The 25,165-nt window shown below is 66.4% G+C and carries 26 protein-coding genes and 1 tRNA gene; 5 read left to right on the top strand and 22 right to left on the bottom strand.

All coding sequences use genetic code 11. From position 1 onward, the window contains the following. The first annotated feature begins 6 nt into the window (after positions 1-6). Positions 7-1,230 carry a cyanate transporter gene (locus FGU64_RS12945; RefSeq protein ID WP_139953613.1) on the top strand — a complete coding sequence of 408 codons (1,224 nt, stop codon included), beginning with the start codon at positions 7-9 and terminating at the stop codon, positions 1,228-1,230. On the opposite strand, the gene FGU64_RS12940 is transcribed toward FGU64_RS12945, so the two are convergent. The 6 genes from FGU64_RS12940 to obgE are packed head-to-tail and all read right to left on the bottom strand — an operon-like array spanning position 1,227 to position 5,914. Continuing rightward, positions 1,227-1,814 carry a nicotinate-nucleotide adenylyltransferase gene (locus FGU64_RS12940; protein ID WP_139955381.1) on the bottom strand — a complete coding sequence of 196 codons (588 nt, stop codon included), beginning with the start codon at positions 1,812-1,814 and terminating at the stop codon, positions 1,227-1,229. The genes FGU64_RS12945 and FGU64_RS12940 overlap by 4 nt on opposite strands. A gap of 32 nt (positions 1,815-1,846) precedes the next feature. After that, on the bottom strand, positions 1,847-2,143 hold the full coding sequence (locus tag FGU64_RS12935; protein ID WP_139953612.1) for a type II toxin-antitoxin system RelE/ParE family toxin: 297 nt from the start codon (positions 2,141-2,143) through the stop codon (positions 1,847-1,849). Next, positions 2,143-2,400 (bottom strand): CopG family ribbon-helix-helix protein, encoded by a 258-nt coding sequence (locus FGU64_RS12930; protein WP_136356955.1) that lies wholly within the window; start codon positions 2,398-2,400, stop codon positions 2,143-2,145. The genes FGU64_RS12935 and FGU64_RS12930 overlap by 1 nt, the downstream gene beginning before the upstream one ends. Before the next feature lie 35 nt (positions 2,401-2,435). Continuing rightward, positions 2,436-3,719, bottom strand: coding sequence for a glutamate-5-semialdehyde dehydrogenase (locus tag FGU64_RS12925; RefSeq protein WP_139953611.1), 1,284 nt, complete (start codon positions 3,717-3,719; stop codon positions 2,436-2,438). A 3-nt stretch (positions 3,720-3,722) separates the two neighbouring features. Then, positions 3,723-4,877: a glutamate 5-kinase gene (gene proB, locus FGU64_RS12920; protein WP_139955380.1), complete on the bottom strand. Its 1,155-nt coding sequence runs from the start codon at positions 4,875-4,877 to the stop codon at positions 3,723-3,725. Positions 4,878-4,882: 5 nt separating this feature from the next. Continuing rightward, positions 4,883-5,914, bottom strand: coding sequence for a GTPase ObgE (gene obgE, locus FGU64_RS12915; protein ID WP_139953610.1), 1,032 nt, complete (start codon positions 5,912-5,914; stop codon positions 4,883-4,885). 112 nt (positions 5,915-6,026) lie between these two features. Here obgE and FGU64_RS12910 point away from each other — a divergent pair, with 112 nt between their 5' ends. Beyond that, positions 6,027-6,896, top strand: a complete 870-nt coding sequence (locus tag FGU64_RS12910) for an endonuclease/exonuclease/phosphatase family protein (RefSeq protein WP_139953609.1) — start codon at positions 6,027-6,029, stop codon at positions 6,894-6,896. A gap of 229 nt (positions 6,897-7,125) precedes the next feature. On the opposite strand, the gene FGU64_RS12905 is transcribed toward FGU64_RS12910, so the two are convergent. The 3 genes from FGU64_RS12905 to FGU64_RS12895 all read right to left on the bottom strand — a co-directional run bounded on the left by FGU64_RS12905 (position 7,126) and on the right by FGU64_RS12895 (position 8,848). After that, complete coding sequence (locus tag FGU64_RS12905; RefSeq protein WP_139953608.1) at positions 7,126-7,710, bottom strand: GNAT family protein; 585 nt, start codon at positions 7,708-7,710, stop codon at positions 7,126-7,128. Between the two features lie 118 nt (positions 7,711-7,828). After that, complete coding sequence (rpmA, locus tag FGU64_RS12900; protein ID WP_136356966.1) at positions 7,829-8,098, bottom strand: 50S ribosomal protein L27; 270 nt, start codon at positions 8,096-8,098, stop codon at positions 7,829-7,831. Positions 8,099-8,206: 108 nt separating this feature from the next. Continuing rightward, a complete protein-coding gene (locus FGU64_RS12895; RefSeq protein WP_136356968.1) occupies positions 8,207-8,848 on the bottom strand; it encodes a 50S ribosomal protein L21 in 642 nt (213 codons plus the stop codon). Between the two features lie 297 nt (positions 8,849-9,145). Between FGU64_RS12895 and FGU64_RS12890 the strand changes: the two genes are divergently transcribed. Further along, positions 9,146-9,235 (top strand) — tRNA-Ser (locus FGU64_RS12890). 285 nt (positions 9,236-9,520) lie between these two features. Here FGU64_RS12890 and FGU64_RS12885 read toward each other — a convergent pair. From FGU64_RS12885 to FGU64_RS12840, 10 genes are all read right to left on the bottom strand, one after another. After that, the gene (locus FGU64_RS12885; protein WP_136356970.1) at positions 9,521-9,928 is read right to left on the bottom strand and encodes a F0F1 ATP synthase subunit epsilon; all 408 of its coding nucleotides are present in this window, start codon (positions 9,926-9,928) and stop codon (positions 9,521-9,523) included. Positions 9,929-10,051: 123 nt separating this feature from the next. Beyond that, a complete protein-coding gene (gene atpD / locus FGU64_RS12880; protein ID WP_180375525.1) occupies positions 10,052-11,650 on the bottom strand; it encodes a F0F1 ATP synthase subunit beta in 1,599 nt (532 codons plus the stop codon). Positions 11,651-11,714: 64 nt separating this feature from the next. Continuing rightward, positions 11,715-12,596, bottom strand: a complete 882-nt coding sequence (locus tag FGU64_RS12875; protein WP_136356972.1) for a F0F1 ATP synthase subunit gamma — start codon at positions 12,594-12,596, stop codon at positions 11,715-11,717. Positions 12,597-12,638: 42 nt separating this feature from the next. After that, on the bottom strand, positions 12,639-14,168 hold the full coding sequence (atpA, locus tag FGU64_RS12870) for a F0F1 ATP synthase subunit alpha (RefSeq protein WP_136356974.1): 1,530 nt from the start codon (positions 14,166-14,168) through the stop codon (positions 12,639-12,641). Further along, positions 14,168-14,728, bottom strand: a complete 561-nt coding sequence (locus FGU64_RS12865) for a F0F1 ATP synthase subunit delta (RefSeq protein ID WP_139953607.1) — start codon at positions 14,726-14,728, stop codon at positions 14,168-14,170. The genes atpA and FGU64_RS12865 overlap by 1 nt, the downstream gene beginning before the upstream one ends. Before the next feature lie 235 nt (positions 14,729-14,963). Next, entirely contained in the window at positions 14,964-15,359 is a 396-nt protein-coding gene (locus FGU64_RS12860) for a DUF4345 family protein (protein ID WP_136356978.1), read from the bottom strand. A 96-nt stretch (positions 15,360-15,455) separates the two neighbouring features. Continuing rightward, a complete protein-coding gene (locus tag FGU64_RS12855) occupies positions 15,456-15,926 on the bottom strand; it encodes an SRPBCC family protein (protein WP_139953606.1) in 471 nt (156 codons plus the stop codon). Next, positions 15,923-16,261 carry a metalloregulator ArsR/SmtB family transcription factor gene (locus FGU64_RS12850; RefSeq protein ID WP_139953605.1) on the bottom strand — a complete coding sequence of 113 codons (339 nt, stop codon included), beginning with the start codon at positions 16,259-16,261 and terminating at the stop codon, positions 15,923-15,925. The genes FGU64_RS12855 and FGU64_RS12850 overlap by 4 nt, the downstream gene beginning before the upstream one ends. A 13-nt stretch (positions 16,262-16,274) precedes the next feature. Continuing rightward, positions 16,275-16,955: a glutathione S-transferase family protein gene (locus tag FGU64_RS12845; RefSeq protein ID WP_139955379.1), complete on the bottom strand. Its 681-nt coding sequence runs from the start codon at positions 16,953-16,955 to the stop codon at positions 16,275-16,277. 103 nt (positions 16,956-17,058) lie between these two features. Then, the gene (locus FGU64_RS12840) at positions 17,059-19,242 is read right to left on the bottom strand and encodes a primosomal protein N' (RefSeq protein WP_139953604.1); all 2,184 of its coding nucleotides are present in this window, start codon (positions 19,240-19,242) and stop codon (positions 17,059-17,061) included. A 90-nt stretch (positions 19,243-19,332) separates the two neighbouring features. Here FGU64_RS12840 and fsa point away from each other — a divergent pair, with 90 nt between their 5' ends. Further along, positions 19,333-19,989 (top strand): fructose-6-phosphate aldolase, encoded by a 657-nt coding sequence (fsa, locus tag FGU64_RS12835; protein WP_139953603.1) that lies wholly within the window; start codon positions 19,333-19,335, stop codon positions 19,987-19,989. 83 nt (positions 19,990-20,072) lie between these two features. Here fsa and lptE read toward each other — a convergent pair whose 3' ends face one another. Continuing rightward, the gene (lptE, locus tag FGU64_RS12830) at positions 20,073-20,651 is read right to left on the bottom strand and encodes an LPS assembly lipoprotein LptE (protein ID WP_139953602.1); all 579 of its coding nucleotides are present in this window, start codon (positions 20,649-20,651) and stop codon (positions 20,073-20,075) included. Then, entirely contained in the window at positions 20,638-23,265 is a 2,628-nt protein-coding gene (gene leuS, locus FGU64_RS12825) for a leucine--tRNA ligase (protein ID WP_139953601.1), read from the bottom strand. Before leuS ends, lptE begins: the two co-directional genes overlap by 14 nt. A gap of 117 nt (positions 23,266-23,382) precedes the next feature. On the opposite strand from leuS, the gene FGU64_RS12820 reads away from it, so the two are divergent. Then, positions 23,383-24,045 carry a YggS family pyridoxal phosphate-dependent enzyme gene (locus tag FGU64_RS12820; protein WP_139953600.1) on the top strand — a complete coding sequence of 221 codons (663 nt, stop codon included), beginning with the start codon at positions 23,383-23,385 and terminating at the stop codon, positions 24,043-24,045. A 4-nt stretch (positions 24,046-24,049) separates the two neighbouring features. On the opposite strand, the gene FGU64_RS12815 is transcribed toward FGU64_RS12820, so the two are convergent. Then, positions 24,050-25,153 carry a DUF2235 domain-containing protein gene (locus tag FGU64_RS12815; RefSeq protein WP_139953599.1) on the bottom strand — a complete coding sequence of 368 codons (1,104 nt, stop codon included), beginning with the start codon at positions 25,151-25,153 and terminating at the stop codon, positions 24,050-24,052. Positions 25,154-25,165 lie beyond the last annotated feature (12 nt).

The raw sequence follows: 25,165 nt of genomic DNA, 5'->3' as shown, positions 1-25,165 counted from the left end.
AGAAGGGTGGAGTCGGAAGCGCCCTCGCGCGCGGCAAACGCGGTGCTGCTTGCAGCCGTCGCCCTGGTCGGCCTGAACCTCAGGCCGTTCATCACCGGCATCGGGCCGCTGGCGGCCGATATCGGCGCCGAGACGGGCCTCGACCTCAAGGGCATTTCGCTGCTGACGCTGGTGCCGATGGCGCTGATGGGCCTGTTCGCCTTTGCCGGTCCCTTCCTGCAATCGCGTGTCGGTGCGCGACGCTCGACGCTTGCGTCTCTCGCCGTGCTCGTCCTCGGTTCCGCCCTCAGGCTGTTCGCGGCGAAAGGCTGGCAGATGGTGGGAACGGCGGCCCTGCTCGGGCTCGGCGTCGCCGTTATCCAGGCGGTGTTCCCCGGCATCGTCAAGAAGCAGTTCCCGCGCCATGTCGGCGTCGTCATGGGGCTCTATTCGGCGACCCTGATGGGTGGTGGCGCGCTGGGCGCGCAGGCCGCACCTCTGATCGCCGCGGCGACCGGGAACTGGCACGTCGGCCTTGCCTGGATGGCGGTTCCGGCGGTGCTGGCGCTGGCGTTGGCCGCACTCTATCTCCCGCGCGACGGCGTGTCGGTGCAGAAGCGCACCAGCGCCATCGCCTTTCTGAAGCGCCCGAGGGTTTGGTTGCTGATGGTCTGCTTCGGCCTCGTCAACGGCGGCTACTCGACCGTCGTGGCGTGGCTCGCGCCTTTCTACCGTGAGCATGGCTGGAGTGCGGCGGCCAGCGGCAGCCTCTTGGCGATCCTGGCGGTGTGCCAGGCGCTGGCGGCACTGGTGCTGCCTGTTCTGGCCAAAGGCAAGGACGATCTGAGGCCATGGCTGTGGCTGACGCTCGTCATGCAGGCGGCTGGCTTTGCCGCGCTGGCGTTCCGGCCGGAGGCCGCGCCGCTGGCATCGGCGATGATGCTCGGCGCGGGGCTGGGCGGCTGTTTCGCGCTGTCGATGATCGTCGCGCTCGACCATCTGCCGGACCCGGCCGAGGCAGGCGCCCTGTCGGCGCTGATGCAGGGCGGCGGCTTCCTGATCACCGCGCTGCCGCCCTGGATCGTCGCGGCCCTGCACGAGGCGACCGGCAGCTTCGTCGCCGGCTGGCTGCTGCACCTGGCTTCGGCCATCGTCGTCGCGGTGCTTTACTGGCGGGTCTCGCCGGCAAGCTATGCGCGGGCGATGAACACGCCGACGGCGGGTGCCGAGATAGGACCGGCAAGAGGCTAGCGCTTCTCGGCCAGCCGCAGTGCCGTTGAAGAGAGGGAAGAGCGCGGACCGTGGATAAAAGTCCACGCGGGCGCCCGCATGTGCGCCAGCAGCGGCGCATCGCGTTCGTCGACGCGGGCATAGTCGAAGGTCTTGGCCGCACGCGAGGACAGGAAGGACAGGGTCGAGCCCGGACGATCGACGACGGCGATCGGGAAGGTCATCATGATCTCGCGCCAGCGCTGCCAGCGGTGGAAATCGCGCAGCGAATCCGCTCCCATGATCCAGACGAATTCCACGCCGGGATTTTTCGCGCGCACCAGCGCCAGCGTGTCGGCGGTGTAGCGGATGCGGTGCGCCGCCTCGAAGGCGGTAACCTTGATGCGGGGGTCTTCGGCGACTGTCTCGGAAAGCCGGATGCGCTCGGCTAGCGGCGCCAGTTCGCGCGTCGATTTCAACGGGTTGCCGGGCGTTACCATCCACCAGAGCTGGTCGAGCCGCAATCGCCTCAGCGCGATCTCGGCCACCAGCCGGTGGCCCGCATGCGGCGGGTTGAAAGAGCCGCCGAACAGGCCGACCTGCATGCCCTTCTCGACATAGGGCATGCGGAGATAGCGGGAATGGACGTCGGGGGCGATCATTCGGCCGGCCACTCGCCTTCCGGCCAGTCGCGCGCGCTGTGGATGATGCGCACGATCCTGACCGCCGCATCCGACAAAGTATAGGCAATGATATAGGGTGTCTTCTGAACCACCCGCTCGTAAGTCCCATGGACCCTGCCCAGCCGCCCGGTCGGCATATCCGCGAGAAAGTCGACGGCTCGCTCGATGCGGTCGGCGATTAGATCAGCCGATCTCTTGCTGTCTTTAGCAACGAAATAAATCGCCGAATCGAAGTCGTCCAATGCTTCGTCGGACCAGACGACGTCTCGCATTACGATTTCTGAGCGCGGTCGATTGTTGCCCTGATCCGCCGCATTGCTTCCTTGTGCGGCGTCACCCGTCCTGCCTCGATGTCAGCAAGCCCGCGCTTTATGCCTTCGACGATCGCCAGTTCGCGCTCGACATAGTCGGCGATGGCCTCGCCGGCGAGGAAGGACTTCGTCCGTCGCGTGTGCTCAGCCAGCGTTTCAAGCCGCGATTTGGTCTCGGGGCTCAGGCGAACGGTGACGGTCTCGGATTGTGTGCTCATGTGCACAATTTAGCACAATCGCGTGTCACGGCAAGTCAGCTCCGCACCTGGCCTGCGCCACGCACGCGGTACTTGAAGGAAGTGAGTTGCTCGACGCCGACCGGGCCGCGCGCGTGCATCTTGCCGGTGGCGATACCAATCTCGGCCCCCATGCCGAACTCGCCGCCATCGGCGAACTGGGTCGAGGCGTTGTGGAGCAGGATGGCGGAATCGATCTCGTTGAAGAAGCGCTCCACCGCCGCCGCATCCTCGGCGACGATCGCCTCGGTGTGATGCGAGGAAAAGGTTTCGATGTGATCGATGGCCTCGCCGATCCCGTCCACCAGCTTCACGGAAATGACGGCGTCGAGATATTCGGTCGTCCAGTCGGCGTCGGTCGCCGGCTCGGCGGCGGGGAATGCCTTCAGCACCTCGGCATCGGCGCGGATCGTGCAGCCGGCATGGCGTAGCGCGGCGAGGATCGGCACGAGATGGGTGCCGGCCACCGCACGGTCGACCAGCAGCGTCTCGGCCGCGCCGCAGATGCCGGTGCGCCGCATCTTGGCATTGACCGCGATCTTTTTCGCCATCTCAAGATCGGCGGAGCGGTCGATGTAGAGGTGCACGATGCCCTCCAGATGCGCGAAGACCGGCACGCGCGCTTCGTTCTGCACGCGCGCGACCAGGCTCTTGCCGCCGCGCGGAATGATGACGTCGAGATTGCCGGAAAGCCCTTTCAGCATCTCGCCGACGGCGGCGCGGTCGGTGGTGGGCACGAGCTGGATCGCGTCCTCGGGCAATCCGGTCGCCTTCAGGCCTTCGACCAGGCAGGCGTGGATGGCGGACGACGAATTGATGGAATCCGAGCCACCGCGCAGGATCACGGCATTGCCGGCCTTCAGGCAGAGCGCGCCGGCGTCGGCGGTGACGTTAGGCCGGCTCTCGTAGATGACACCGACGACGCCGAGCGGCGTGCGCACGCGCTCGATATGGAGGCCGTTCGGGCGGTCCCAAGCAGCAATGACGGTGCCGATCGGATCAGCAAGGGCGGCGATCTCGCGGATTCCCTGCGCGATTGCGGCGATGCGTTCCGGCGTCAGCTTCAGCCGGTCCATGAAGGAGGCGGAAAGGCCGGCTTCCTCACCGTTCTTCAGGTCGATGGCGTTGGCTGAGAGGATCGCCGCCTCGTTGCGTCGGATGGCATCGGCCATGGCGGTAAGTGCTGCGTTCTTCGCCTCGGTCGAGGCGACGGCCAGCGGCCGTGCCGCCGCGCGCGCCCGGCGGCCGAGAGCGGCCATCAACGAGACGGTGTCGTCGGCGGATTCATGCGGTTTCAGCACGGTTCACCCTCCGTCGGCTTGGTCGGCGTCGCCCACCACCAGGTCGTCGCGGTGGATCATCGCCGAGCGTCCATGGTAGCCGAGAACGCTGTCGATCTCGGCCGATTTCAATCCGGCGATCCTTAACGCGTCGACGGCATCGTAGGCAACCAGCCCGCGCGCCACCTCGCGGCCCCCCAGCGACAGGATCGCCACCGTATCGCCGCGCGAAAAATTGCCGCTTACCAGCTTTACGCCGGCCGGCAGCAGCGACTTGCCCGACATCAGCGCCTTGACCGCGCCGTCGTCGACGGTCAGCCGGCCTGCCGGTTCGAGCTGGCCGGCAATCCAGGTCTTGTAGCCTTTCACCGGATGGCTGCTTGGCTTGAACAGGGTGAAGCGCTCGCCGCGCTCGATGGCCGACAGCGGATTCATGCGCTGGCCAGCAGTGATGATCATGGCTGTGCCCGCCGCCGTGGCGATCTTGCCGGCGTCGATCTTGGTGCGCATGCCGCCGCGCGACAGTTCCGAAGCTGCGCCGCCGGCCATCGCCTCGATCTCGGGCGTGATGCGCTCGACCAGCGGCAGAAAGGTCGCGTTCGGGTCTTGCGCGGGCGGCGCGGTGTAAAGCCCATCGATGTCCGACAGCAGGATGAGCAGGTCGGCGCCCATCATGGTGGCGACGCGAGCGGCCAGCCGGTCGTTGTCGCCGTAGCGGATTTCAGACGTCGCGACGGTGTCGTTCTCGTTGATGACCGGCACGGCCTTCATCTTGGCCAGCGTCGAGATGGTGGCGCGGGCGTTGAGATAGCGGCGGCGCTCCTCGGTGTCGCCGAGCGTCAGCAGGATCTGCCCGGACTTGAGTCCGTGGCGGCCCAGCGCATCCGACCACGCGCCGGCCAGTGCGATCTGGCCGACGGCGGCGGCGGCCTGGCTTTCCTCCAGCTTCAGCGCCTTGCGGCTGAGGCCGAGGATGGTGCGGCCGAGCGCAATGGCGCCCGACGAAACGACGAGGATTTCGGCGCCGCCTTGAGCCAGCCTGCCGATGTCGGCTGCGAGCGCCTCCAGCCAGTCGCGCTTGAGGCCGGCCGCGCGGTCGACCAGCAGTGCCGAACCGATCTTCACGGTGATGCGGCGGTAGGACTTGAGGGAGAGGGGGACGGGGGACGGTGCATGCATGGCGGCTACTGCACCCACCGGTCGTCCTGCACCGGCGTTTCGCCGGTCCGTGCTTCCTCGACAACCGAAATCAGCGCGCGCAGCACCACCTCGACACCTTCGCGGGTGACGGCCGAGAGCGCCAGCGGCGTAGAACCGCAGGCGCGCTTCAGCGCCGCGAGCTTCTTCTTGCGGGCGTCGGCATCGAGGGTATCGACCTGGCTGAGCGCGACGATTTCCGGCTTGTCGGCAAGACCATGACCGTAGGCTTCCAGTTCGCCACGCACGGTCTTGTAAGCCTTGCCGGGATGTTCCTCCTGTGCCGAGACGAGGTGCAGGAGGACCCGCGTGCGCTCGACATGGCCCAAAAAGCGATCGCCGATGCCGACGCCTTCGTGCGCGCCCTCGATCAGGCCCGGAATGTCGGCGATGACGAATTCGCGCGCGTCGATGCGGGCGACGCCGAGGCCCGGATGCAGTGTGGTGAAAGGATAGTCTGCAATCTTCGGCTTGGCCGCAGTGACCGCTGCCAGGAAGGTGGACTTGCCGGCGTTGGGCAGGCCGACCAGCCCGGCGTCGGCGATCAGCTTCAGCCTGAGCCAGATGGTCATTTCCACGCCCGGCAGGCCGGGGTTGGCGCGGCGCGGCGCCTGATTGGTCGAGCTCTTGAAATGCTGGTTGCCGAAGCCGCCATTGCCGCCCTTGGCGAGCAGGAAGCGCTGGCCGACCACGGTCAGGTCGCAGATCAGCGTTTCGTTGTCCTCGGCATAGATCTGGGTGCCGGCCGGCACTTTCAGCGACACGTCCGCGCCCTTGGCGCCGGCGCGGTTGCGGCCCATGCCGTGGACGCCGGTCTTGGCCTTGAAATGCTGCTGGTAGCGGTAGTCGATCAGCGTGTTCAGGCCGTCGACGGCCTCCACCCAGACATCGCCGCCGCGGCCGCCGTCGCCGCCGTCCGGCCCGCCGAACTCGATGAACTTCTCGCGCCGGAACGACACGGAACCCGCGCCACCGTCGCCGGAGCGGATATAGACCTTGGCCTGATCGAGGAATTTCATGCGTGTGGCTTGTCGTGCTGTTATGGAACGGATCGAGCGGTCTTAGAGCAAGATGCGCGTAAGCGCGAGGCCGTCACGGTCGAATCGGGCGGATTGCCGAAGGGATGCCGCAATGAAGGTGGTGAGCTACAACATCCAGTACGGCGTCGGCCTCGACGGCCGCTACGACGCCGAGCGCATCGCGGACGCCGTGCGCGGCGCCGACGTCATCGCCCTGCAGGAGGTCTCACGCAACAATCCGCAGAACGGCGGGCGCGACATGGTGGCGGAGATGACCGCCCTGCTGCCCGACTACTTCTTCGTCTACGGCTCCAATTTCGAGGCCAATGTCGGCTCGCACGTGAACGGCGGCCGCGCCGTCACGACCATGTTCCAGCTCGGCAACATGATCCTGTCGAAGGCGCCGATCCAGCTTTCGCGCAATCTTCTCCTGCCGCGCAGCCGCTCGATCTCGGCCCTCAACTTCCAGCGCGGCGCGCTGGAAGCGCTGATCGAGACACCGCTCGGCTTCATCCGCTTCTATTCCACCCATCTCGACCATCGCAATCCCGTGGAGCGCGCCCGGCAGATCCGTTTCCTGCGTGAGCGCCTGTTCAATCATGCGCTCGAAGGCGGCGGCCTGACCGGCCTGTCGGAGGTCGGCCTGCCGGAACCGCCGGCGCCGGAGGCCTTCGTGCTGATGGGCGACTTCAACATGCTGGCCGGCTTGCCCGAATATGTCGAGCTGGCCGGCCTGCCCGACCACGAATTCGGCATGCCGCTCGCCGCCGACCTCGCGGTCGATGCCGCCGCGTGGCTGAAGGCATCCGGCGATGACCTCGTCACCTGGGTCGATCCGAAGCGACCGCAGGACGCCAGTCGCCACAAGCGCATCGACTACATCTTCACCAACGTATCGCTGGCCGGCAACCTGAAACGCCTTTGGGTCGACGCGGAAGCGGTCGGATCGGATCACAGGCCGGTGTGGCTGGAGCTGGGGTAGGGCTCGAGTGCGTCCTTCGAGGCTCGCCCGCCGCGATCGAAGCGCGCATTTCGACCTTGTGCGGGCTCGCACCTCAGGATGAGGGCCGCTGATGCGCGCGTCCTGACATGCACAGGCGTAGGCCAATGACCGGCGACAACGATCCTCATCCCGAGGTGCGAGCCCGCTTCATCGGTTGCGAGCAAGCGCAGACATGGCAGGGCGAGCCTCGAAGGACGCACGCCGCCCCTCAAAACCGCGCCCAGTTCCTCAGGCTCGCCCATGTCCGCCGGTCGAGCCGGTAGCGCTCGACCGGCACCTGGCCGGCGACGATGGAGTTCAGCATGCCCTGGCCGGCGTACTGGAAGCCGCACTTGTGGATGACGCGCCGCGAGGACGGGTTGATGACGCGGCATGAGGCGTGGAGCACCTGGACCGACGTGCGGGCGAAGGCAAGATCGACCAGCGCGTGCGCGGCCTCGGTCGCATAACCCTGCCGCCAGTAAGGTTCGCCGATCCAGTAGCCCAGTTCCAGTCCGCGATCGGTGGCGTTGAGCCCGGCGGAGCCGACGAAGGCGCCGTTCTCCTTCAATGTCAGCGCATAGACGACACCAGAGCGAGGAGCGGCTGCCATGGCGAGGAAGGCACGTGCCTCGGCCTCGCCATAGGGATGCGGCATGCGCGCCAGCATCTCGGCAACGTGACGGTTGTCGGCAAGCTCGATGAGTTGCGCGATATCGACCTCGTGCGGCGGGCGCATCACCAGACGTTCGGTGGTCAGCGTCGGGCAGTCGATGAAAGAACTTTCTTCAAAGAAGGCTTCTTCGGCAACCATGGTCAGTCCTCCAGGCAAAGTAAAAGGGGAGACGGTCGCCCATCTCCCCTGATCCTTTTCCTGGCCTGGCCAGACACCGGTTCCCGAGATGGGCGCCGGTGTTCTAGTGCGGAACCGGCTACTCCGCGGCTTTGGTCATCGGGTTTACCGACACGTAGGTTCGGCCGTTGGCTTTCTTGGCAAACGACACGGCACCGGCTTCGAGGGCAAAAAGCGTATGGTCCTTGCCCATGCCGACATTGGTGCCGGCATGCCACTTGGTGCCGCGTTGACGAATGAGGATGTTGCCGGCGAGCACGGCTTCGCCGCCGAATTTCTTCACGCCAAGGCGCTTGGATTCGGAATCGCGACCGTTGCGCGACGAACCGCCAGCTTTCTTGTGTGCCATGGTAGTACTCCTTTGCGCCGTTCGGCGCCTGCGATCTCTATGAACGCGTTCGCGTTCCGTTTCAAGCCTGTCCGGTAAGGTCCGGGCGAATTACTTGGCTTGTTCCAATTACTGGGCCAATTCCTTCGCCTGCTCGCGCCAGTCCTTGATCTGGTCGGCGCTGAAGGGCATCGCCGCGTCAATCTTGTCGGCGTCGGCATCGGTCAGGGCGGCGAGCTGGGCGAAGGTGGTGATGCCCTGCTCGTTGAGGTCCTTGGCCGCCACGGGGCCGATGCCCTTGATGACGGTGAGGTCGTCGGCCTTGCCCTTCGGCGCCTTGAACAGCGGCGCTGCGGCAGCCGGAGCGGCCTCTTCCTTGGCAGCCTTCGGTGCGGCGTCGGCCTTGGCTTCGGTCTTCGTCTCGGCCTTGGCGGCCGCCTTCTTCGAGGGCTTGGCGCCGTCGGTCAGGATCTCGGAAATGCGCACGGTGGTCAGCAACTGGCGATGGCCGATCTTGCGGCGCGAATTCTGCCGGCGGCGCTTCTTGAAAGCGATGACGGTGCGCGACTTGCCCTGCTCCACAACCTCGGCGGCGACGGAAGCGCCATCGACGAAGGGGGCGCCGAAGGTGACCTTGTCGCCTTCGCCATAGGCCAGCACGGCGCCGATCTGCACGATCTCGCCGACCTCAGCCTCGAGCTTCTCGATCTTCAGGACGTCGTTGGCGGCAACGCGATACTGCTTGCCGCCCGTTTTGATGACTGCGAACATTTTTTGCCTTTCGCTGTTCGGTCGGCCTCGTGGAGCCACCTGGCGTTCGGGAGAACGGGGCGGCAGGGCCGTCTTTTTGTCAGTCTGCGGGTTCAAAAAACAAGCGGCGCGGAAAGCTCCCACGCCGATTGCGCGGCCTCCCTAGCCGAAGGGTCAGGCAGAGTCAAGGCGACGAGGTCCATGACCACGCTGGAACAGCACTGGGATCGCGACCGGATCGGAACCTATTTTGGGCCTTGTATCCGGCGACGCCAACCGTTATCTAGTCGCCGCGTCGGCAACGGCCCAACCATATGCGGAGAAGTGGCAGAGTGGTTGAATGCACCGCACTCGAAATGCGGCATGCCTGCAAGGGCATCGGGGGTTCAAATCCCTCCTTCTCCGCCATTCATATTCGATAACGGACTGATTCCCAATATTTTTCGATTCCGGTTTGTTTTCGTGCACCTGGCGCCAAGAGGCCGCGCGAAAGCTCTCGATTGCCGGTTTCCGGCTGGCGCCAGACGACAATTCAACGAGTCGCTGCGTCGACGAGGTCAGGTATGAGGCAGGTGGGGGTCGACCATCGCCCTGGCTTGTTCGGCTGTACGGAAGTGGTCATGCCAACATGGAACGCACAAAGAAAAAGGCCGGCATTGCCGGCCTTTTCGATGGAGCGGATTCCGTGTGCCGTCAGGCCGGCAGCAGAGCGCCTTCCAGCGTGGTGAGCTGGTGCAGGAACGCCTCGGCCTTGGTGCGGTGCTCGTCGGTCTTGGCGTCGGCGACGTCTTCCTTCGCCTCCTGGATGCGGCGGGCGATGTCGGCGCGGTCGATGTCCTTCACCGCCACCGCCGATTCGGCGAGCAGCGTGCAGCCGGACGGCAGGACGTCGGCGAAGCCGCCGAACACCACGTAGCGTTCCTCCGTGCCGGAGGCCGACTTCACCGTGACGACGCCCGGCTTGATGGTGGTCATCACCGGCGCGTGGCTGGCCATGACGGTCATTTCGCCTTCGGCACCGGGGATGATGACGGACTCGACCTGGTCCGAGACAAGCAGGCGCTCGGGGGAGACGAGTTCGAACTGGAAGGATTGAGCCATGGTTTCATGGGAGTAGGGCAGTAGGGCAGTAGGGCAGTAGGGGAGGAATCCCTATGCTCAGCCGCCGTCTTCCCTCGTCCGCTCTCCCTATTGCCTTACTGTCCTATTGCCTTACGGCCCTGATCAGGCTGCTTCCGCCGCCAGCTTCTGCGCCTTCTCGACGGCTTCCTCGATGGAGCCGACCATGTAGAAGGCGGCTTCCGGCAGGTGGTCGTAGTCGCCGTTCACCAGGCCCTTGAAGCCCTTGATGGTATCGGCGAGGTCGACCAGCTTGCCCGGCGAGCCGGTGAAGACTTCGGCGACGAAGAACGGCTGCGACAGGAAGCGCTCGATCTTGCGGGCGCGGGCGACCGTCTGCTTGTCCTCTTCGGAAAGCTCGTCCATGCCCAGGATGGCGATGATGTCCTGCAGCGACTTGTAGCGCTGCAAGGTCTGCTGGACCTGGCGGGCGACTGCGTAGTGCTCCTCGCCGACAACCATCGGGTCGAGCATGCGCGAGGTCGAGTCGAGCGGGTCGACGGCTGGGTAGATGCCCTTTTCGGCGATGGCGCGGTTCAGCGTCGTCGTCGCGTCGAGGTGGGCGAAGGAGGTCGCCGGCGCCGGGTCGGTCAGGTCGTCGGCGGGCACGTAGATGGCCTGCACCGAGGTGATCGAGCCCTTGGTGGTGGTGGTGATGCGCTCCTGCAACGCGCCCATGTCGGTGGCGAGTGTCGGCTGGTAGCCCACCGCCGAGGGAATGCGGCCGAGCAGCGCCGACACTTCCGAACCCGCCTGGGTGAAGCGGAAGATGTTGTCGACGAAGAACAGCACGTCCTGGCCCTGGTCGCGGAAGTATTCGGCGACCGTCAGGCCGGTGAGGCCGACGCGGGCGCGGGCGCCCGGTGGCTCGTTCATCTGGCCGTAGACGAGGGCGGCCTTGGAGCCCTGGCCGCCGCCCTTCTTGTTGACGCCCGATTCGATGAACTCGTGATAGAGGTCGTTGCCCTCGCGGGTGCGCTCGCCGACGCCGGCGAACACCGAATAGCCGCCGTGCGCCTTGGCGATGTTGTTGATCAGTTCCTGGATCAGCACGGTCTTGCCGACGCCGGCGCCGCCGAACAGGCCGATCTTGCCGCCCTTGGCGTAGGGGGCCAGCAGGTCGATGACCTTGATGCCGGTGACCAGGATGGCCGCTTCCGTCGACTGGTCGACATAGGCCGGGGCCGGCTGGTGAATGGCGCGAAGCTCGACGCCGTCGACCGGGCCTGCCTCGTCGACCGGCTCGCCGATGACGTTGATGATGCGGCCGAGCATACCCGGGCCGACCGGCACCGAGATCGGCGCGCCGGTGTCGGTGACGTCCTGGCCGCGCACCAGACCCTCGGTGGAGTCCATGGCGATGCAGCGCACGGTGTTCTCGCCGAGGTGCTGGGCAACCTCGAGGACGAGGCGATGGCCCTGGTTGTCGGTCTCCAGCGCGTTCAGAATGGCCGGCAGGTGATCCTCGAACTGCACGTCGACGACGGCGCCGATGACCTGACGTACCTTGCCCTTGGGGCCGGTGGCGCGCATCGCCGGCTTGTTGGCCGTGGTCTGCACCTTCGCCGCCGGCTTGGCCGCGGCCGCCTTGGCAGGAGCCGCTGCCTTCTTCGCCGGAGCCGCCTTCGCAGCCGAAGCCGTCTTTGCCGCGGCCTTGGGAGCCGTCTTCGCGGCCGCCGTCTTAGGAGTCGCTGCTTTCGCCATCGTCTCTACCCTTTTCGTCCTTCGTTTTGCGCAAGACGCGCGGGCCGCCGGCCCGCCGTCCGCGTTAGAGCGCCTCGGCGCCCGAAATGATTTCGATCAGTTCCTTGGTGATCTGCGCCTGGCGCTGACGGTTGTAGGTGATCGTCAGGCGGTTGATCATGTCGCCGGCATTGCGCGTGGCGTTGTCCATGGCGCTCATCTTGGCGCCCATCTCGCCGGCCGCGTTTTCCAGCAAGGCGCGGAAGATCTGCACCGAGATGTTGCGCGGGATGAGGTCGGAGAGGATCTCGCCCGGCTCCGGCTCGTATTCGTAGACGGCACCGCCGGTTCCGGCGTCGGCCGTATCGGCCTGTGCCGCGGCCGGGATGATCTGCTGCGCCGTCGGAATCTGCGAGATCACCGACTTGAACTGCGAATAAAACAGGGTGCAGACGTCGAAGCCGCCCTCGTTGAACAGCGAAATCACCTTGCGGGCGATGCCGTCGGCATGGGTGAAGGCGAGCTGGCGCACTTCGCGCAGGTCGACGCGGTCGATGATCTGCGAAGCGAAGTCGCGGCGCAGGATATCGAAGCCCTTCTTGCCGACGCAGATGATCTTGACCGTCTTGCCCTCGGCCAGAAGCTTGCGGGCATGGTCGCGGGCCAGGCGCGCGATCTGCGAGTTGAAGCCGCCGCACAGGCCGCGCTCGGCCGTGCAGACGACGAGCAGGTGCACGTCGTCGTTGCCGGTGCCGGTCATCAGCGCCGGCGCATCGCCACCGCCGCCGACCGCCTGGGTGATGTTGGCGAGAACCGCCCCCATGCGCTCGGAATAGGGACGCGCAGCCTCGGCCGCTTCCTGGGCACGGCGCAGCTTCGCCGCGGCGACCATCTGCATCGCCTTGGTGATCTTCTGCGTCGCCTTGACCGAGGCGATGCGGTTACGAAGGTCTTTCAGTGACGCCATGCTTCAAACTCTGTTTCCGCTTCCGATCCCGTCCTTCGCCGATCAGGCGAAGGTCTTGGCGAAAGCGTCGATCTCGGCCTTCAGCTTGCCGCGCAGGTCGTCCGACAGGGCCTTCTCGGCGCGGATGGCGTCGAGCACTGCCTTGCCGGTGGTGCGCATGTGGGTCAGCAGACCCTGCTCGAACTTGCCGACCTGCGGCAGCGTCAGCTTGTCGAGGTAGCCGTTGACGCCAGCGAAGATCACCGCGACCTGTTCTTCCGTCTTCAGCGGCGAGAATTGCGGCTGCTTCAGGAGTTCGGTCAGGCGGGCACCGCGGTTCAGGAGGCGCTGCGTGGAAGCGTCGAGGTCGGAGCCGAACTGCGCGAAGGCCGCCATTTCGCGGTACTGCGCGAGCTCGCCCTTGATCGAGCCGGCGACCTGCTTCATCGCCTTGATCTGCGCGGCGGAGCCGACGCGCGACACCGACAGGCCGACGTTCACGGCCGGGCGGATGCCCTGGAAGAACAGGTTCGTCTCAAGGAAGATCTGGCCGTCGGTGATCGAGATCACGTTGGTCGGGATGTAGGCCGACACGTCGTTGGCCTGCGTCTCGATGACGGGCAGCGCGGTCAGCGAACCGGCGCCGTTGTCGTCGTTGAGCTTGGCGGCGCGCTCCAGCAGGCGCGAATGCAGGTAGAAGACGTCGCCCGGATAGGCTTCGCGGCCCGGCGGGCGGCGCAGCAAGAGCGACATCTGGCGGTAGGCGACGGCCTGCTTGGACAGGTCGTCATAGCCGATGAGGGCATGCATGCCGTTGTCGCGGAAATATTCGCCCATGGTGCAGCCGGCGAACGGCGCCAGGAACTGCATTGGCGCCGGGTCGGAGGCAGTGGCCGCCACGACGATGGAGTATTCGAGCGCGCCGCGCTCCTCCAGCACCTTGACGAACTGCGCGACGGTCGAGCGCTTCTGGCCGACGGCGACGTAGACGCAGTAGAGCTTTTCCTTGTCCGGGCCGGTCTCGTGCACCGACTTCTGATTCAGGATCGTGTCGAGGATGATGGCGGTCTTGCCGGTCTGGCGGTCGCCGATGACCAGCTCGCGCTGGCCGCGGCCGACCGGGATCAGCGCGTCGATCGCCTTGAGGCCCGTCGACATCGGCTCGTGCACCGACTTGCGCGGAATGATGCCGGGCGCCTTGACGTCGACGCGGCGGCGCTCGGTCGCCTTGATCGGGCCCTTGCCGTCGATCGGGTTGCCGAGGGCGTCGACGACGCGGCCCAGCAGGGCCGGACCGACCGGCACTTCGACGATGGCGCCGGTGCGCTTGACGGTGTCGCCTTCCTTGATGTCGCGGTCGTTGCCGAAGATGACGACGCCGACGTTGTCGGCTTCGAGGTTCTGCGCCATGCCGCGGATGCCGCCGGGGAACTCGACCATCTCGCCGGCCTGGACGTTGTCGAGGCCATAGACACGGGCGATGCCGTCGCCGACCGACAGCACCTGGCCGACTTCGGAGACCTCGGCCTCCTTGCCGAAGTTCTTGATCTGATCCTTCAGGATCGCGGAGATTTCAGCGGCGCGAATGTCCATCAGCCGACCTCTTTCAGTGCAAGCTTGAGCGAATTGAGTTTAGTCTTGAGCGACGTGTCGATCTGGCGCGAGCCCATCTTGACGACCATGCCGCCGAGCAGCGAGGGATCGACGGTGACAGCGATCGAAACGTCCTTGCCGGCGACGCTCTTGAGCGTGGCCTTGAGTTCCGTCTGCTGCGCGGGCGTGAGCGCATGGGCCGACGTGACTTCCGCGGAAGCCTCGCCGCGATGTTCGGCGGCGATGCGGCGGAAGGCCTTGATCATGCCCGGCACGGCGAACAGGCGCCGATTGCGGGCGGCGACGCGCAGGAAGTTGCCGACGAGGCCGGTGATCTTGGCGCGGTCGGCGATGGTGCCGATCGCCTTTTCCTGGCCGTCCGCGGTGAAGACGGGGCTGTTGATGAGGCGCTTGAGGTCGTCGCTCGCTTCGAACATCCGCTCGAAGCTGGCGAGGTCGGCCTCGACCTTGGAAACCGAATTGGCGTCGAGCGCGAGGTCGAACAGAGAGCCTGCGTAGCGCTCTGCGACACCGGAAACTGGCGAGGAGGACTGGGCCACGGTCCGTCTTTTCTCTCAACTGACAGGCCGCAGATTGTTGGCGCGAGTAAAAACTCTGGCTAAATCTTTGACCTTGCTAAATTTATTTCAAGCACAAGGGAGCGGCTTCCGCATCCCCCGGCCGAAAGTCGCCTGCCGTCTAGCACACGGCTTTGCCGACCGCAATGCGTCTGCTGGCATGGTTTTTTGCACTATTGTCGCATGCATGCCGATGCCCTTGCGGAAGGCGGGCCTATCAGGGCACGAAACCGAGGGCGAAGGCGAGCGGCAGGGCGGCCAGGACGAGGTCGACGACGATGGCGCCCCAGTTGTAGGGCGTGTTGGCGCCGTCCGACATCATGCCGAGCAGCCGGCCGAAGGCGCTGAACGCCCAGGAGAAGCCGAGCGCCATGTAGAGCAGCGGCTGTGCGAGCAGCAGACAGCACAGGCCGACGCCAAGATAGAAGCCGGCGACGCGCGAGCGCCCCTCGGCCACCGCCTCCGGTTTCTCGGCCTTGGCCTGCAACCGCACCGCCCGGAAAGCGAGGCCGGGCGCGAGAAAGAAGAAGAGGCCGAGCAGCACGGTGACGACCGCGCTCGACCAGGCCAGCCATTCGCCCTGGCTCATCGGCCAGGGAAAGGAAAACTCCATCGCCGGTCCCCTCTACGATCTGCGTCCGCTGCGGTTTGCGCATTGAAGGCGGCGAGGCGGCGAAGTCAAGCGGTTGGGGCGAAGCACCCGCCCCGTTCAATGCACGCCGGAAATGTCCATCGCGATGGCGTCGATCAGCCGGTCGAAGCCGGTTCCGGTGCCTGCGATGCGCATTTGCATCGCCTCGGCGCCGGCGAGGAAGGCCATCTGCTCGGTGTAGAGCATGCGCGTGCCGCTGCCGCCGGGACGGAATTCGACGGTCGCCAGCGAGGCCGAGACGCGCGCGCCGGCCGAACTCATCTCGAAGGCGTAGATGATGCGGTGCCCGGAAACGATATCGAGGTAGCGGGCGGTGAAGGTCTGTTCGATGCCCTCGGCGGTGCGCCAGCGCACCGCCTCCTCGCCTCCGGCCGTGAAATCGAAGCGGTCGTCCAGCACCGTCCAGTCGGGATGGCAATCGGTCCAGCGCCGCTTCAGCGCCTTTTCCGACCAGAAGCGGAAGGCATGGCGCGGGCTGCCCGGCAGGTCGCGCTCGATGGTGAAGGTGGTGTGCTCGACCGTGCTCATCGCTCATCCTCCTCGGGCATGGCGGCCATCGCCTGCGCCAGCCGGTCGAACGCCGCATTCAGCGCCGCCTCCCGCTCGCGCATCCAGGCGCGCATCGGCGCCAGCGCCTGCGGCCGCATGGCGTAGGTGCGGGTGCGGCCGACCTTGCGGGAGACCACCATGCCGCCCTCCTCCAGCACCTTGAGGTGCTTGAGCGCCGAGGGCAGGCGCATGTTCGCCGGGCCGGCCAGTTCCTTGACCGTTGCCGGGCCGCGGCTCAACTGCTCGACCATGCCGCGCCGGCCGGGATCGGCCAGTGCCAGGAAAAGACGGTCGAGCGGCTGGGCTTCCTGCATCGGTCCTCCATCCTCAGTCGCGAAGAAACCGTTCCGGCATAGCATCCCGATAGGGAAACATCGAGAAGAACGGCCGCGCCTCGGTCAGCGTGCGCTTGACCGAGGGCCGCGCCAGCAGCCGCTCGAAATAGGCCGATAGGTTGGCGGCACCCGCCGGAAACGGCTGCACGATGCCGGCAAAGAACAGGCCGGGCAGGGCGGCGCAGTCGGCGAGGGTGAAGGCCTCGCCGCAAGCCCATGTCCGGCCGGCCATGCGGTCCTCGATCATCGCGTAGGCGGTATCCAGCGTCCGGCGCGCATCGGCGACGCCATGGGGATCGTTCCTGCCTTCCGGCCGGATGCGGTCGGTGACGATCTTCTGCACCGGCTGGCTGACATAGAGGTCGAAGAAACGGTCCCACAGTCGCGCCTCCAGCCGCGCCTCGGGATCTCCCGGCAACAGCCGCACCGGGCCGGGGTAGCGCTCGTCGACATATTCGATGATGACGGTGGTTTCCGGCACGATGCGATCGCGGTCGCTGTCATACAGAACCGGGATCTTGCCGACTGGCCAGCGGGCGAGATGGTCCGCCGCTTCGCCGGGGTCCATGAGGTCGACCGTCTCGGCCGTGAACGGCACCGCGTTCTCGTAGAAGGCGATCAGCACCTTGTGGCAGAACGAGGCGAGCGGGTGGATGTAGAGCGTCAGCGCCATGTTGGTCTCGAAATAGTTTCTCTGCAAGGAAACTATCCCGGCGGTACCGGGGAGGCAAGAGAAAGTTTCCGTGGAGGGAAGCTTTCTGGATCGCAGCGTGTCGTCACAAAAAACTCTGCGGGTCGATGTCGACCTGCACGCGCACCGAGCCGCGCTGTTTCGGCCCGTTCGCCAGCATGGCTCGCACAAAGGCCTGCATGTCGGAGCGCCGCTCGCCCTGCACCAGCAGGCGGAACCGGTGGCGGCCGGCAACAAGCGCCAGCGGCGCTTCGGCCGGGCCGAGGACGAAGATGTCGGCGGCCTCCGGTGCCGCGCGGCGCAGGGCGCGTGCATGGCCTTCCGCCTCGGCGCGGGTGGCGGCCGAGACGATAACGCCGGCCAGCCGGCCGAATGGCGGCAGTCCCGCGCGTTCGCGCTCGGCGATTTCGCGGGCGTAAAAACTCTCGGCATTGCCGGAAACGATCGCCTGCATGACCGGATGGTCGGGCTGGTAGGTCTGCAACAGGCCGTGGCTCTTTTTGCCGGTGCGGCCGGCGCGGCCGGTGACCTGGCTGAGAAGCTGAAAAGTGCGCTCGGCGGCGCGCGGATCACCGTTGGCGAGGCCGAGATCGGCATCGACGACGCCCACCAGCGTCATGTTGGGGAAGTTGTGGCCCTTGGCGACGAGCTGCGTGCCGATGACGATGTCGGCGTCGCCCTTGGCGATGGCTTCCAGTTCGAGCCTGAGGCGCCGCACGCCGCCGACGATGTCGGAGGACAGAACGATGGTGCGCGCCTCCGGAAAAGTCGCCACCACCTCCTCGGCGATGCGCTCCACCCCCGGCCCGCAAGCGGCGAGGTGGTCGAAGGTGCCGCATTCGGGGCAGGCTTCCGGGCGTTTTTCCGCGTGGCCGCAATGATGGCAGACGAGTTGGCCGCGAAAACGGTGCTCGACCAGCCAGGCCGAGCAGACCGGGCAGCCGAAGCGGTGGCCGCAAACCCGGCACAGCGTCAGCGGCGCATAGCCACGCCGGTTGAGGAAAAGCAGCGATTGCTCGCCCTTTTCCAGCGTCGCGCCGATCTGCTCGGTGAGCAGCGGCGACAGGAAGCTGCCCTTCGCCGGCGGGGCGCGGCGCATGTCCACCGCCTTGAGGTCGGGCAGTGCCGCCTCGGCGAAGCGGCCGGACAGCACCGCATGGCGGTAGCGCCCCTGCGTGGCGTTGACGCGGCTTTCCACCGAGGGCGTGGCCGAGGACAGCACCACCGGGAAGCCGCCGAGATGGCCGCGCACCACGGCCATATCGCGGGCGTTGTAGAAGACGCGGTCCTCCTGCTTGTAGGCGGGGTCGTGTTCCTCGTCGACGACGATCAGGCCGAGTTCCCTGAACGGCAGGAACAGCGCCGAGCGCGCGCCGGCCACCACCCGCACCATGCCCTCGGCCACCTGCCGCCACACCTTTTCGCGCATGCGGGGCGCAAGGTCGGAATGCCACTCGCCAGGCTTGGCGCCGAAGCGATCCTGGAAGCGTTCGAGGAAGGCGTGGGTGAGTGCGATCTCCGGCAGCAGGATCAGAACCTGCCTGCCCTTCTCCAGCGCTTCCGCGACCGCCTCGAAATAGACTTCCGTCTTGCCGGAGCCGGTGACGCCGTCGAGCAGCGTGACACCGAAACCCTCCGCCGAAACCCCGGCGCGCAGCATGTCGGCCGCCACCTGCTGGTCGGGCGCCAGTTGCGGCCTTGCATAGGCGGGGTCGGGCGCGGCCACGACAGGGCGCGGCGGGATCATCACCGTTTCGAACACGCCTTGCGCCTTCAATCCGTCGATGACGGTCGAGGACACGCCGGCGGCATGCGCGAGGCCGGTGCGGGTCCAGGCCAGGCCGCCGTCCGCGGCTTCGAGCACCCGCGCGCGGGCCGCCGTCATGCGGTCCGGCAGGGCGTCGGTGCGCACGATACCTTCCGTCCACGGTTCCGGATCGAAGGCTTCCGGCGCGCGCAACAGCATGCGTGCCACCATGCCCGGAGCCGACAGCGTGTAGTGCGCCACCCAGTCGACGAAGCGGCGCATCGGCTCGGCGATCGGCGGGCAGTCGAATACCTCTTCGATGGCCCTGAGCTTGCGAGCATCGACCGCATCGGCGCCGCCGTCCCAGACGATCCCGGCCACTTGTCGCGGCCCCAGCGGCACGCGCACGATCGAGCCCGGCACCACACGCATTCCTGAAGGAACCGCGTAGGTGTAGGGGCGTTCAGCGGGCATGGGAACCAGCACCGGGGCGGCCGCGTCAAAAGGCGAATCTTTGCTCATCGCGCGTGACCTTGCCCCGACTTTGGTCTAGAGCAAAGCCCAACGCCGAGCGTGCCCTCCCGACACCCGGACAATTCGAAGGAGATCGTCATGAAGTTTTTCGTCGATACCGCCGACATCAAGGAGATCAAGGAACTGAACGATCTCGGCCTGCTCGACGGCGTCACCACCAACCCGTCGCTGATCATGAAATCCGGCGGCAAGATCATCGATGTGACCAAGCAGATCTGCGACATCGTCGAAGGTCCCGTCTCGGCCGAAGTCACCGCCACCGACTACGACGGCATGATGCAGCAGGCCAAGGTGCTGTCGAAGATCGCCGACAACATAGCCATCAAGGTGCCGCTGACCTGGGACGGTCTCAAGGCCTGCCGCTCCATCCGCAACGACATGGACCGCATGGTCAACGTGACGCTGTGCTTCTCGGCCAACCAGGCGCTGCTCGCCGCCAAGGCCGGCGCCACCTTCATCTCGCCCTTCATCGGCCGTATCGACGACATGGGCATCGACGGCGTCGAGCTGATCTCGGAAATCCGGACCATCTACGACAACTACCACTTCAAGACCGAGATCCTGGCCGCTTCGATCCGCACCGTGAATCACGTCAAGGAAGTGGCGATGATCGGCGCCGACGTGGCGACCGTACCGCCGGCGACGCTGAAGGCGCTGGTCAAGCATCCGCTGACCGACAAGGGCCTGGAGCAGTTCCTGGCCGATTGGGCCAAGACCGGCCAGACCATCGACTGATTGCGAAGGGCGGCCGGGTTTTTGCACGACCGCTCTCTTTTGCGGGACAGGCTGGAGGGCGATCGGATCGGTCGCCCGGCGTGTCAGCGGGCCTTCTTCGCCAGGTCCTGCGCCAGCGCCAGACGCAACACTTCGCCGAGTTCGCGCGCGGCACGGTTCTCGGCGTCGATCTGTGCCCGGTAGTTGGCGAATTCCTGCGACGGCTTGTCGTAGGAAGACGAGATCGAGCGCGTGCCGGTGGCGACCGTCTTGCCCGTCTGGGCGTCGGTCAGCACATAGGCCGCCGTCAGCGTCACCGTGCCGGCGGTCGGCTGGTCGACATCGGTGGTGACCTGGATGGTCGCCGCGGACTGGACCAGTTCGGAGACGTTGAGCGCCAGCGAATAGGTTGGCGCGGCCGGTGCCTGCGCCCCGCCGTAAAGGCCGAAGATCAGGTTGTTGCGGACCTGCTGGGCATAGCGCGAACTCACCGGCTTGACCGCGATCGAGGCCAGCTCCGCCTTGGCGCTGACGGTCGAATTGCCGAGCGGTGCGTCGGAATAGAGCGGCCGCACCGTGCAGCCGGCGGCAAGCAACACCGAAGCGGCGGCGCCGGCAATGACGAGCCGGCGCAGGAATGCGCTGCCGGCGCGGTTCGATGGTTCGGCGTCAGGCAACGACATTGACGATCCTCTGCGGCACGACGATCACCTTGCGCGGCGGCTTGCCGTCCAGCGCCTTTATCATGAAATCGAGCGCCAGCACTGCTTTTTCGACGGCAGCTTGGTCTGCGTCGCGCGAGATTGTCAAATCGCCGCGCTTCTTGCCGTTGATCTGCACCGGATAGGTGACGTCGTTGTCGACCACAAGCGCGGGATCGAAAGCCGGCCACGGCCGTTCCGCGACGAGACCCTTGCCGCCCAGCGCCGCCCAGCATTCCTCGGCCAGGTGCGGCATCATCGGCGCGATCATGGCGACGAGGAAATCCAGCCCCTGCCGCACCGCCGGCAGGTCGACCGCCTTGCCGGCCGCGACCTCGGCCACCTGCGGCGACAACAGGTTGGTCAGTTCATAGACGCGCGCCACCGCCCGGTTGAAATGCAGCCGGCCGATATCCTCGCCGACGGCCTTCAGGATCTTGTGTGCGCCCTTCGACAGCGCCGCGGCCTCGCCGCCGGACGCAGCCGCGCCCGCGACACCGGCGACGGCCGGCGCAGCTTCCGAAACCAGCCGCCAGACGCGCTGCACGAAGCGGTGTGCGCCTTCGACGCCGGCCTCCGTCCAGATCACGTCGCGCTCGGGCGGCGAGTCCGACAGCATGAACCAGCGCGCCGTGTCGGCGCCGTAGCTGCCGATGATGTCGTCGGGATCGACGACGTTCTTCTTCGACTTCGACATCTTCTCGATGGCGCCGATCTCGACCGGCGCGCCGTCGGAAAGCATGAAGGCCTTACGCGTGCCATCGAAGTCCTCGACCTTGACTTCGGCCGGCGTCACCCAGCCGTTCAGGTTGCGATAGGTCTCGTGCACGACCATCCCTTGAGTGAACAGGCCCTCGAACGGTTCCTTCACCTCGTTCAGGTGGCCAGTCGCCTTCATGGCGCGGGTGAAGAAGCGCGAATAGAGCAGGTGCAGGATGGCATGCTCGATGCCGCCGATATACTGGTTGACCGGCAGCCAGCCGTTCGGCCCGTCGACATAGGCGAGCGTCGTCGGCGCCGTCTCGTTCCACGGATCGGTGAAGCGGGCGAAATACCAGGACGAGTCGACGAAGGTGTCCATCGTGTCGGTGTCGCGCGTGGCCTGCTTGCCGCATTGCGGGCAGGCGACGTGCTTCCAGGTGGGGTGATGGTCGAGCGGATTGCCCGGCTTTTCGAAGGAGACGTCGGTCGGCAGTTCCACCGGCAGCGCCGAATCCGGCACCGGAACGGCGCCGCAGGCTTCGCAGTGGATGACCGGGATCGGACAACCCCAGTAGCGCTGGCGCGAGATGAGCCAGTCGCGCAGGCGGAACTGCACCTTGCGCTCGGCTTGCGGGCGATTGCCGACGGTGATTGCCTCGAGGCGATCGGCGACCTGGTCGAAGGCTTCGCGAAACCGCATGCCGTCGAGGAAGCGCGAATTGATCATCGCGCCCTCGTCGACGACGGCTTCTTCGGTGATCTGGAATCCGTCGGCGGCGGCGCCGTCGGGCAGCACGACCGGGATGACGGGCAGGCCGTATTTGTTGGCGAAGTCCAGGTCGCGCTGGTCGTGGCCGGGGCAGCCGAAGATGGCGCCGGTGCCATAGTCCATGAGCACGAAGTTGGCGACGTAGACCGGCAGCGTCCAGTCCGGATCGAAGGGGTGGACGACGCGGATGCCGGTATCGAAACCGCGCTTCTCGGCCGTCTCCAGTTCCGCTGCCGAGGTGCCGCGGTGGCGGGTGTCCTCGATGAAGGTGGCGAGTTCCGGCTTGCTCTCGGCCGCCTTCTTCGCCAATGGATGGTCGGCGGCGATCGCCATGAAGGATGCGCCGAAAATGGTGTCGGGCCGGGTGGTGTAGACTTCCAGTTCGCTCTCACCGGCCGGCGCGGTGGCGGCATCCAGCCTCCAGCGGATCAGCAGGCCCTCGGAACGGCCGATCCAGTTGGCCTGCATCAGCTTGACCTTGTCGGGCCAGCGCTCCAGCGTGTCGAGGCTGTCCAGCAGGTCCTGGCTGGCCGAGGTGATCTTGAAGAACCATTGCGTCAGGTCGCGCTGCTCGACCGGCGCGCCGGAGCGCCAGCCCTTGCCGTCGATGACCTGCTCGTTGGCGAGCACGGTCATGTCGACCGGGTCCCAGTTGACCTTGGCCGCCCTGCGCTCGACCAGCCCGCCCTTCCAGAAGTCCAGGAACATCTTCTGCTGGTGCCGATAATAGGAGGCGTCGCAGGTGGCGATCTCGCGCGACCAGTCGAGCGACAGGCCCATCGTCTTCAGCTGGCCCTTCATCGTGGCGATGTTCTTGTAGGTCCAGTCGCGCGGGTTCACCTTGTTGTCCCGCGCTGCGTTCTCCGCTGGCAGGCCGAAGGCGTCCCAACCCATCGGATGCAGCACGTTATAGCCACAAGCCCGGCGCCAGCGCGCCACCACGTCGCCCATCGTGTAGTTGCGCACGTGGCCCATGTGGATGCGCCCGGACGGATAGGGGAACATCTCCAGCACGTAATATTTCGGCCGCGGGTCGTCGTTCTTCGTCTCGAAGAGCTTTTTGGCGTCCCAGGCCTTCTGCCATTTCGGCTCGGATGCGCGTGGATTGTATCGTTCGGTTGCCATGGGACGAATTTCACTTAAAAGCACGGGGAGGACGACCGCTGCGGTCTTCACCATGGTTTGACAGACCCGTCAACCGCAAGGCCCGCGCCGCCGGACAAAAACACGCTGGAGCCGGACATGAACGATGCGCCCTCACGCCTTGCCGAAGTCAAGGCCAGGATCGCCGCTGCCGAGAGCGAGGCCAGGCGTCCGGCCGGCGCCGTCACGCTGGTCGCCGTGTCGAAGACCTTCGATGCCGATGCCGTCCGCCCCGTCCTCGCTGCCGGCCAGCGCGTCTTCGGCGAGAACCGCGTGCAGGAAGCGCAAGGCAAATGGCCGGCGCTGAGGAACGAGTTTCCCGGCAGCGAGCTGCACCTCATCGGCCCGCTGCAATCCAACAAGGCGAAGGAAGCGGTTGCGCTGTTCGACGTCATCGAGACGGTCGACCGCGACAAGATCGCCGCCGAGCTTGCCAAGGAGATGAAGAAACAGGGCAAGGTGCTGCGGCTTTACGTTCAGGTGAACATCGGCTCCGAGCCGCAGAAGGCCGGCATCGAGCCTGCGGAGGCGGTCGCCTTCGTCGCCCGCTGCCGGGAGACGCACGGCCTCGCCGTCGAGGGGCTGATGTGCATCCCGCCGGCCGACGAGAATCCCGGCCCGCATTTCGCGCTGCTGGAAAAGCTGGCCGGGCAGGCGGGCGTGGAAAAGCTGTCGATGGGCATGTCGGGCGACTACGAGACGGCGGTGGCCTTCGGCGCCACGTCGGTGCGCGTCGGTTCGGCCATCTTCGGTCACAGATAGCGTCTTAAGAGCGATAGAAGCGCTTTACACGCGGATGACGCCTGAGCGGCACCGGCCGGTAGGGCGGCGCGTAGTGCTCGAAGCGGTCCTCGATCTTGCGGCAGAGCGGATCGATATCGACGCTCTCGCCGCGGACGCTGCGCTCGACCGGCAGCCAGAAGATGCCGAGGCCGGTGCGTTCGTCGTGCTGGCGGCCGAGCAGGTTGTCGCGCATGGTGACGGTCAGCGGAATGTGCAGGCGCGCCACGTCGCGCAGCCGCGACAGCATCCAGTCGAGCGCGAGGTCGGCCAGCAGCCAGTCGTCCTGATAGCCGCCGCCGACATCGGAATGGACGCCGGGAAACCAGACCTGCTCGATGACCTGCCCGGCGGCCCGGCCCTCCGCATCGACATCGGCCCATGGCACCGGCAGGAAAGCCTTGCGGTCCTCGTCGATCGACAGCGCCTGCAGGCCGACCGGAACGCGCACCGACAACTCGTTGTCGTGGAACTGGTGCCGCCAGGGGTTGACCAGGTCCATGACGCCGGGCAGGCCGAGCGCCTTGACGGTATCGAAGACGCCGATCACGTCGGGCATCACCGGCGCCGCGCCGTATTTGCGTGCGAAGGCCTTGCCCGCCGCCTTGCGTTCGCTTTCGTTGCGGATCTTGTAGGCGCTCACCGCGGCTTCGGCGATGGCGCGCCGCCTTTTGGCGCCTTCGCCCTCCTTGTCGGCAGGGATCGGCGCGCCGCCGTCCGTCATGGCGATACCGCAGGTTGCCAGCACGCCGCCCAGGCAGCGCACCGTATAGGCGCCGCGGCTGAAACCGAACAGGCCGATCTTCACACCCGGCCTCCAGCGCAGCATCAACGCCTCGTAGCAGTCGGCGATGTTGGCGCTGATGCCCCAGCCGGTGGCCTTGGACCACAGATTGCGCAAGGTGCGGCCCCAACTGTTCTCGCCTTCCTCCGGCGCACCGAGGCCGGGATCGTAGAAGGCGTCGAGATAGATCTTGCCTTCCGCCGCGGCGAACATCTGGAAGACGTTGGTGTTGCGCACGCCGGCGTCGTTGCGCACGCCGCGCTGGCCCGTACCGTCGGAAAAGATCAGGCACCAGTTGTCGGGCATCGCCGCCTCGCC

It is taken from the genome of Mesorhizobium sp. 8 (genome assembly GCF_006351905.1).
Lineage (GTDB): Bacteria > Pseudomonadota > Alphaproteobacteria > Rhizobiales > Rhizobiaceae > Mesorhizobium > Mesorhizobium composti.
The sequence above is the reverse complement of the archived record's forward strand: the minus strand, read 5'-3'. Positions and strand labels throughout refer to the sequence as shown.

What these genes read in the sequence shown, in the direction of transcription:
- FGU64_RS12940 (WP_139955381.1), bottom strand. Translation starts at nt 1,814, where the DNA reads ATGCCCTATGTCGAGAAGGGCATGCAGGTCGGCCTGTTCGGCGGCTCT.
- FGU64_RS12935 (WP_139953612.1), bottom strand. Translation starts at nt 2,143, where the DNA reads ATGCGAGACGTCGTCTGGTCCGACGAAGCATTGGACGACTTCGATTCG.
- FGU64_RS12930 (WP_136356955.1), bottom strand. Translation starts at nt 2,400, where the DNA reads ATGAGCACACAATCCGAGACCGTCACCGTTCGCCTGAGCCCCGAGACC.
- proB (WP_139955380.1), bottom strand. Translation starts at nt 4,877, where the DNA reads ATGCATGCACCGTCCCCCGTCCCCCTCTCCCTCAAGTCCTACCGCCGC.
- obgE (WP_139953610.1), bottom strand. Translation starts at nt 5,914, where the DNA reads ATGAAATTCCTCGATCAGGCCAAGGTCTATATCCGCTCCGGCGACGGT.
- FGU64_RS12910 (WP_139953609.1), top strand. Translation starts at nt 6,027, where the DNA reads ATGAAGGTGGTGAGCTACAACATCCAGTACGGCGTCGGCCTCGACGGC.
- FGU64_RS12905 (WP_139953608.1), bottom strand. Translation starts at nt 7,710, where the DNA reads ATGGTTGCCGAAGAAGCCTTCTTTGAAGAAAGTTCTTTCATCGACTGC.
- rpmA (WP_136356966.1), bottom strand. Translation starts at nt 8,098, where the DNA reads ATGGCACACAAGAAAGCTGGCGGTTCGTCGCGCAACGGTCGCGATTCC.
- FGU64_RS12895 (WP_136356968.1), bottom strand. Translation starts at nt 8,848, where the DNA reads ATGTTCGCAGTCATCAAAACGGGCGGCAAGCAGTATCGCGTTGCCGCC.
- FGU64_RS12885 (WP_136356970.1), bottom strand. Translation starts at nt 9,928, where the DNA reads ATGGCTCAATCCTTCCAGTTCGAACTCGTCTCCCCCGAGCGCCTGCTT.
- atpD (WP_180375525.1), bottom strand. Translation starts at nt 11,650, where the DNA reads ATGGCGAAAGCAGCGACTCCTAAGACGGCGGCCGCGAAGACGGCTCCC.
- FGU64_RS12875 (WP_136356972.1), bottom strand. Translation starts at nt 12,596, where the DNA reads ATGGCGTCACTGAAAGACCTTCGTAACCGCATCGCCTCGGTCAAGGCG.
- atpA (WP_136356974.1), bottom strand. Translation starts at nt 14,168, where the DNA reads ATGGACATTCGCGCCGCTGAAATCTCCGCGATCCTGAAGGATCAGATC.
- FGU64_RS12860 (WP_136356978.1), bottom strand. Translation starts at nt 15,359, where the DNA reads ATGGAGTTTTCCTTTCCCTGGCCGATGAGCCAGGGCGAATGGCTGGCC.
- FGU64_RS12855 (WP_139953606.1), bottom strand. Translation starts at nt 15,926, where the DNA reads ATGAGCACGGTCGAGCACACCACCTTCACCATCGAGCGCGACCTGCCG.
- FGU64_RS12850 (WP_139953605.1), bottom strand. Translation starts at nt 16,261, where the DNA reads ATGCAGGAAGCCCAGCCGCTCGACCGTCTTTTCCTGGCACTGGCCGAT.
- FGU64_RS12845 (WP_139955379.1), bottom strand. Translation starts at nt 16,955, where the DNA reads ATGGCGCTGACGCTCTACATCCACCCGCTCGCCTCGTTCTGCCACAAG.
- FGU64_RS12840 (WP_139953604.1), bottom strand. Translation starts at nt 19,242, where the DNA reads ATGAGCAAAGATTCGCCTTTTGACGCGGCCGCCCCGGTGCTGGTTCCC.
- fsa (WP_139953603.1), top strand. Translation starts at nt 19,333, where the DNA reads ATGAAGTTTTTCGTCGATACCGCCGACATCAAGGAGATCAAGGAACTG.
- lptE (WP_139953602.1), bottom strand. Translation starts at nt 20,651, where the DNA reads ATGTCGTTGCCTGACGCCGAACCATCGAACCGCGCCGGCAGCGCATTC.
- leuS (WP_139953601.1), bottom strand. Translation starts at nt 23,265, where the DNA reads ATGGCAACCGAACGATACAATCCACGCGCATCCGAGCCGAAATGGCAG.
- FGU64_RS12820 (WP_139953600.1), top strand. Translation starts at nt 23,383, where the DNA reads ATGAACGATGCGCCCTCACGCCTTGCCGAAGTCAAGGCCAGGATCGCC.
- FGU64_RS12815 (WP_139953599.1), bottom strand. Translation starts at nt 25,153, where the DNA reads ATGCCCGACAACTGGTGCCTGATCTTTTCCGACGGTACGGGCCAGCGC.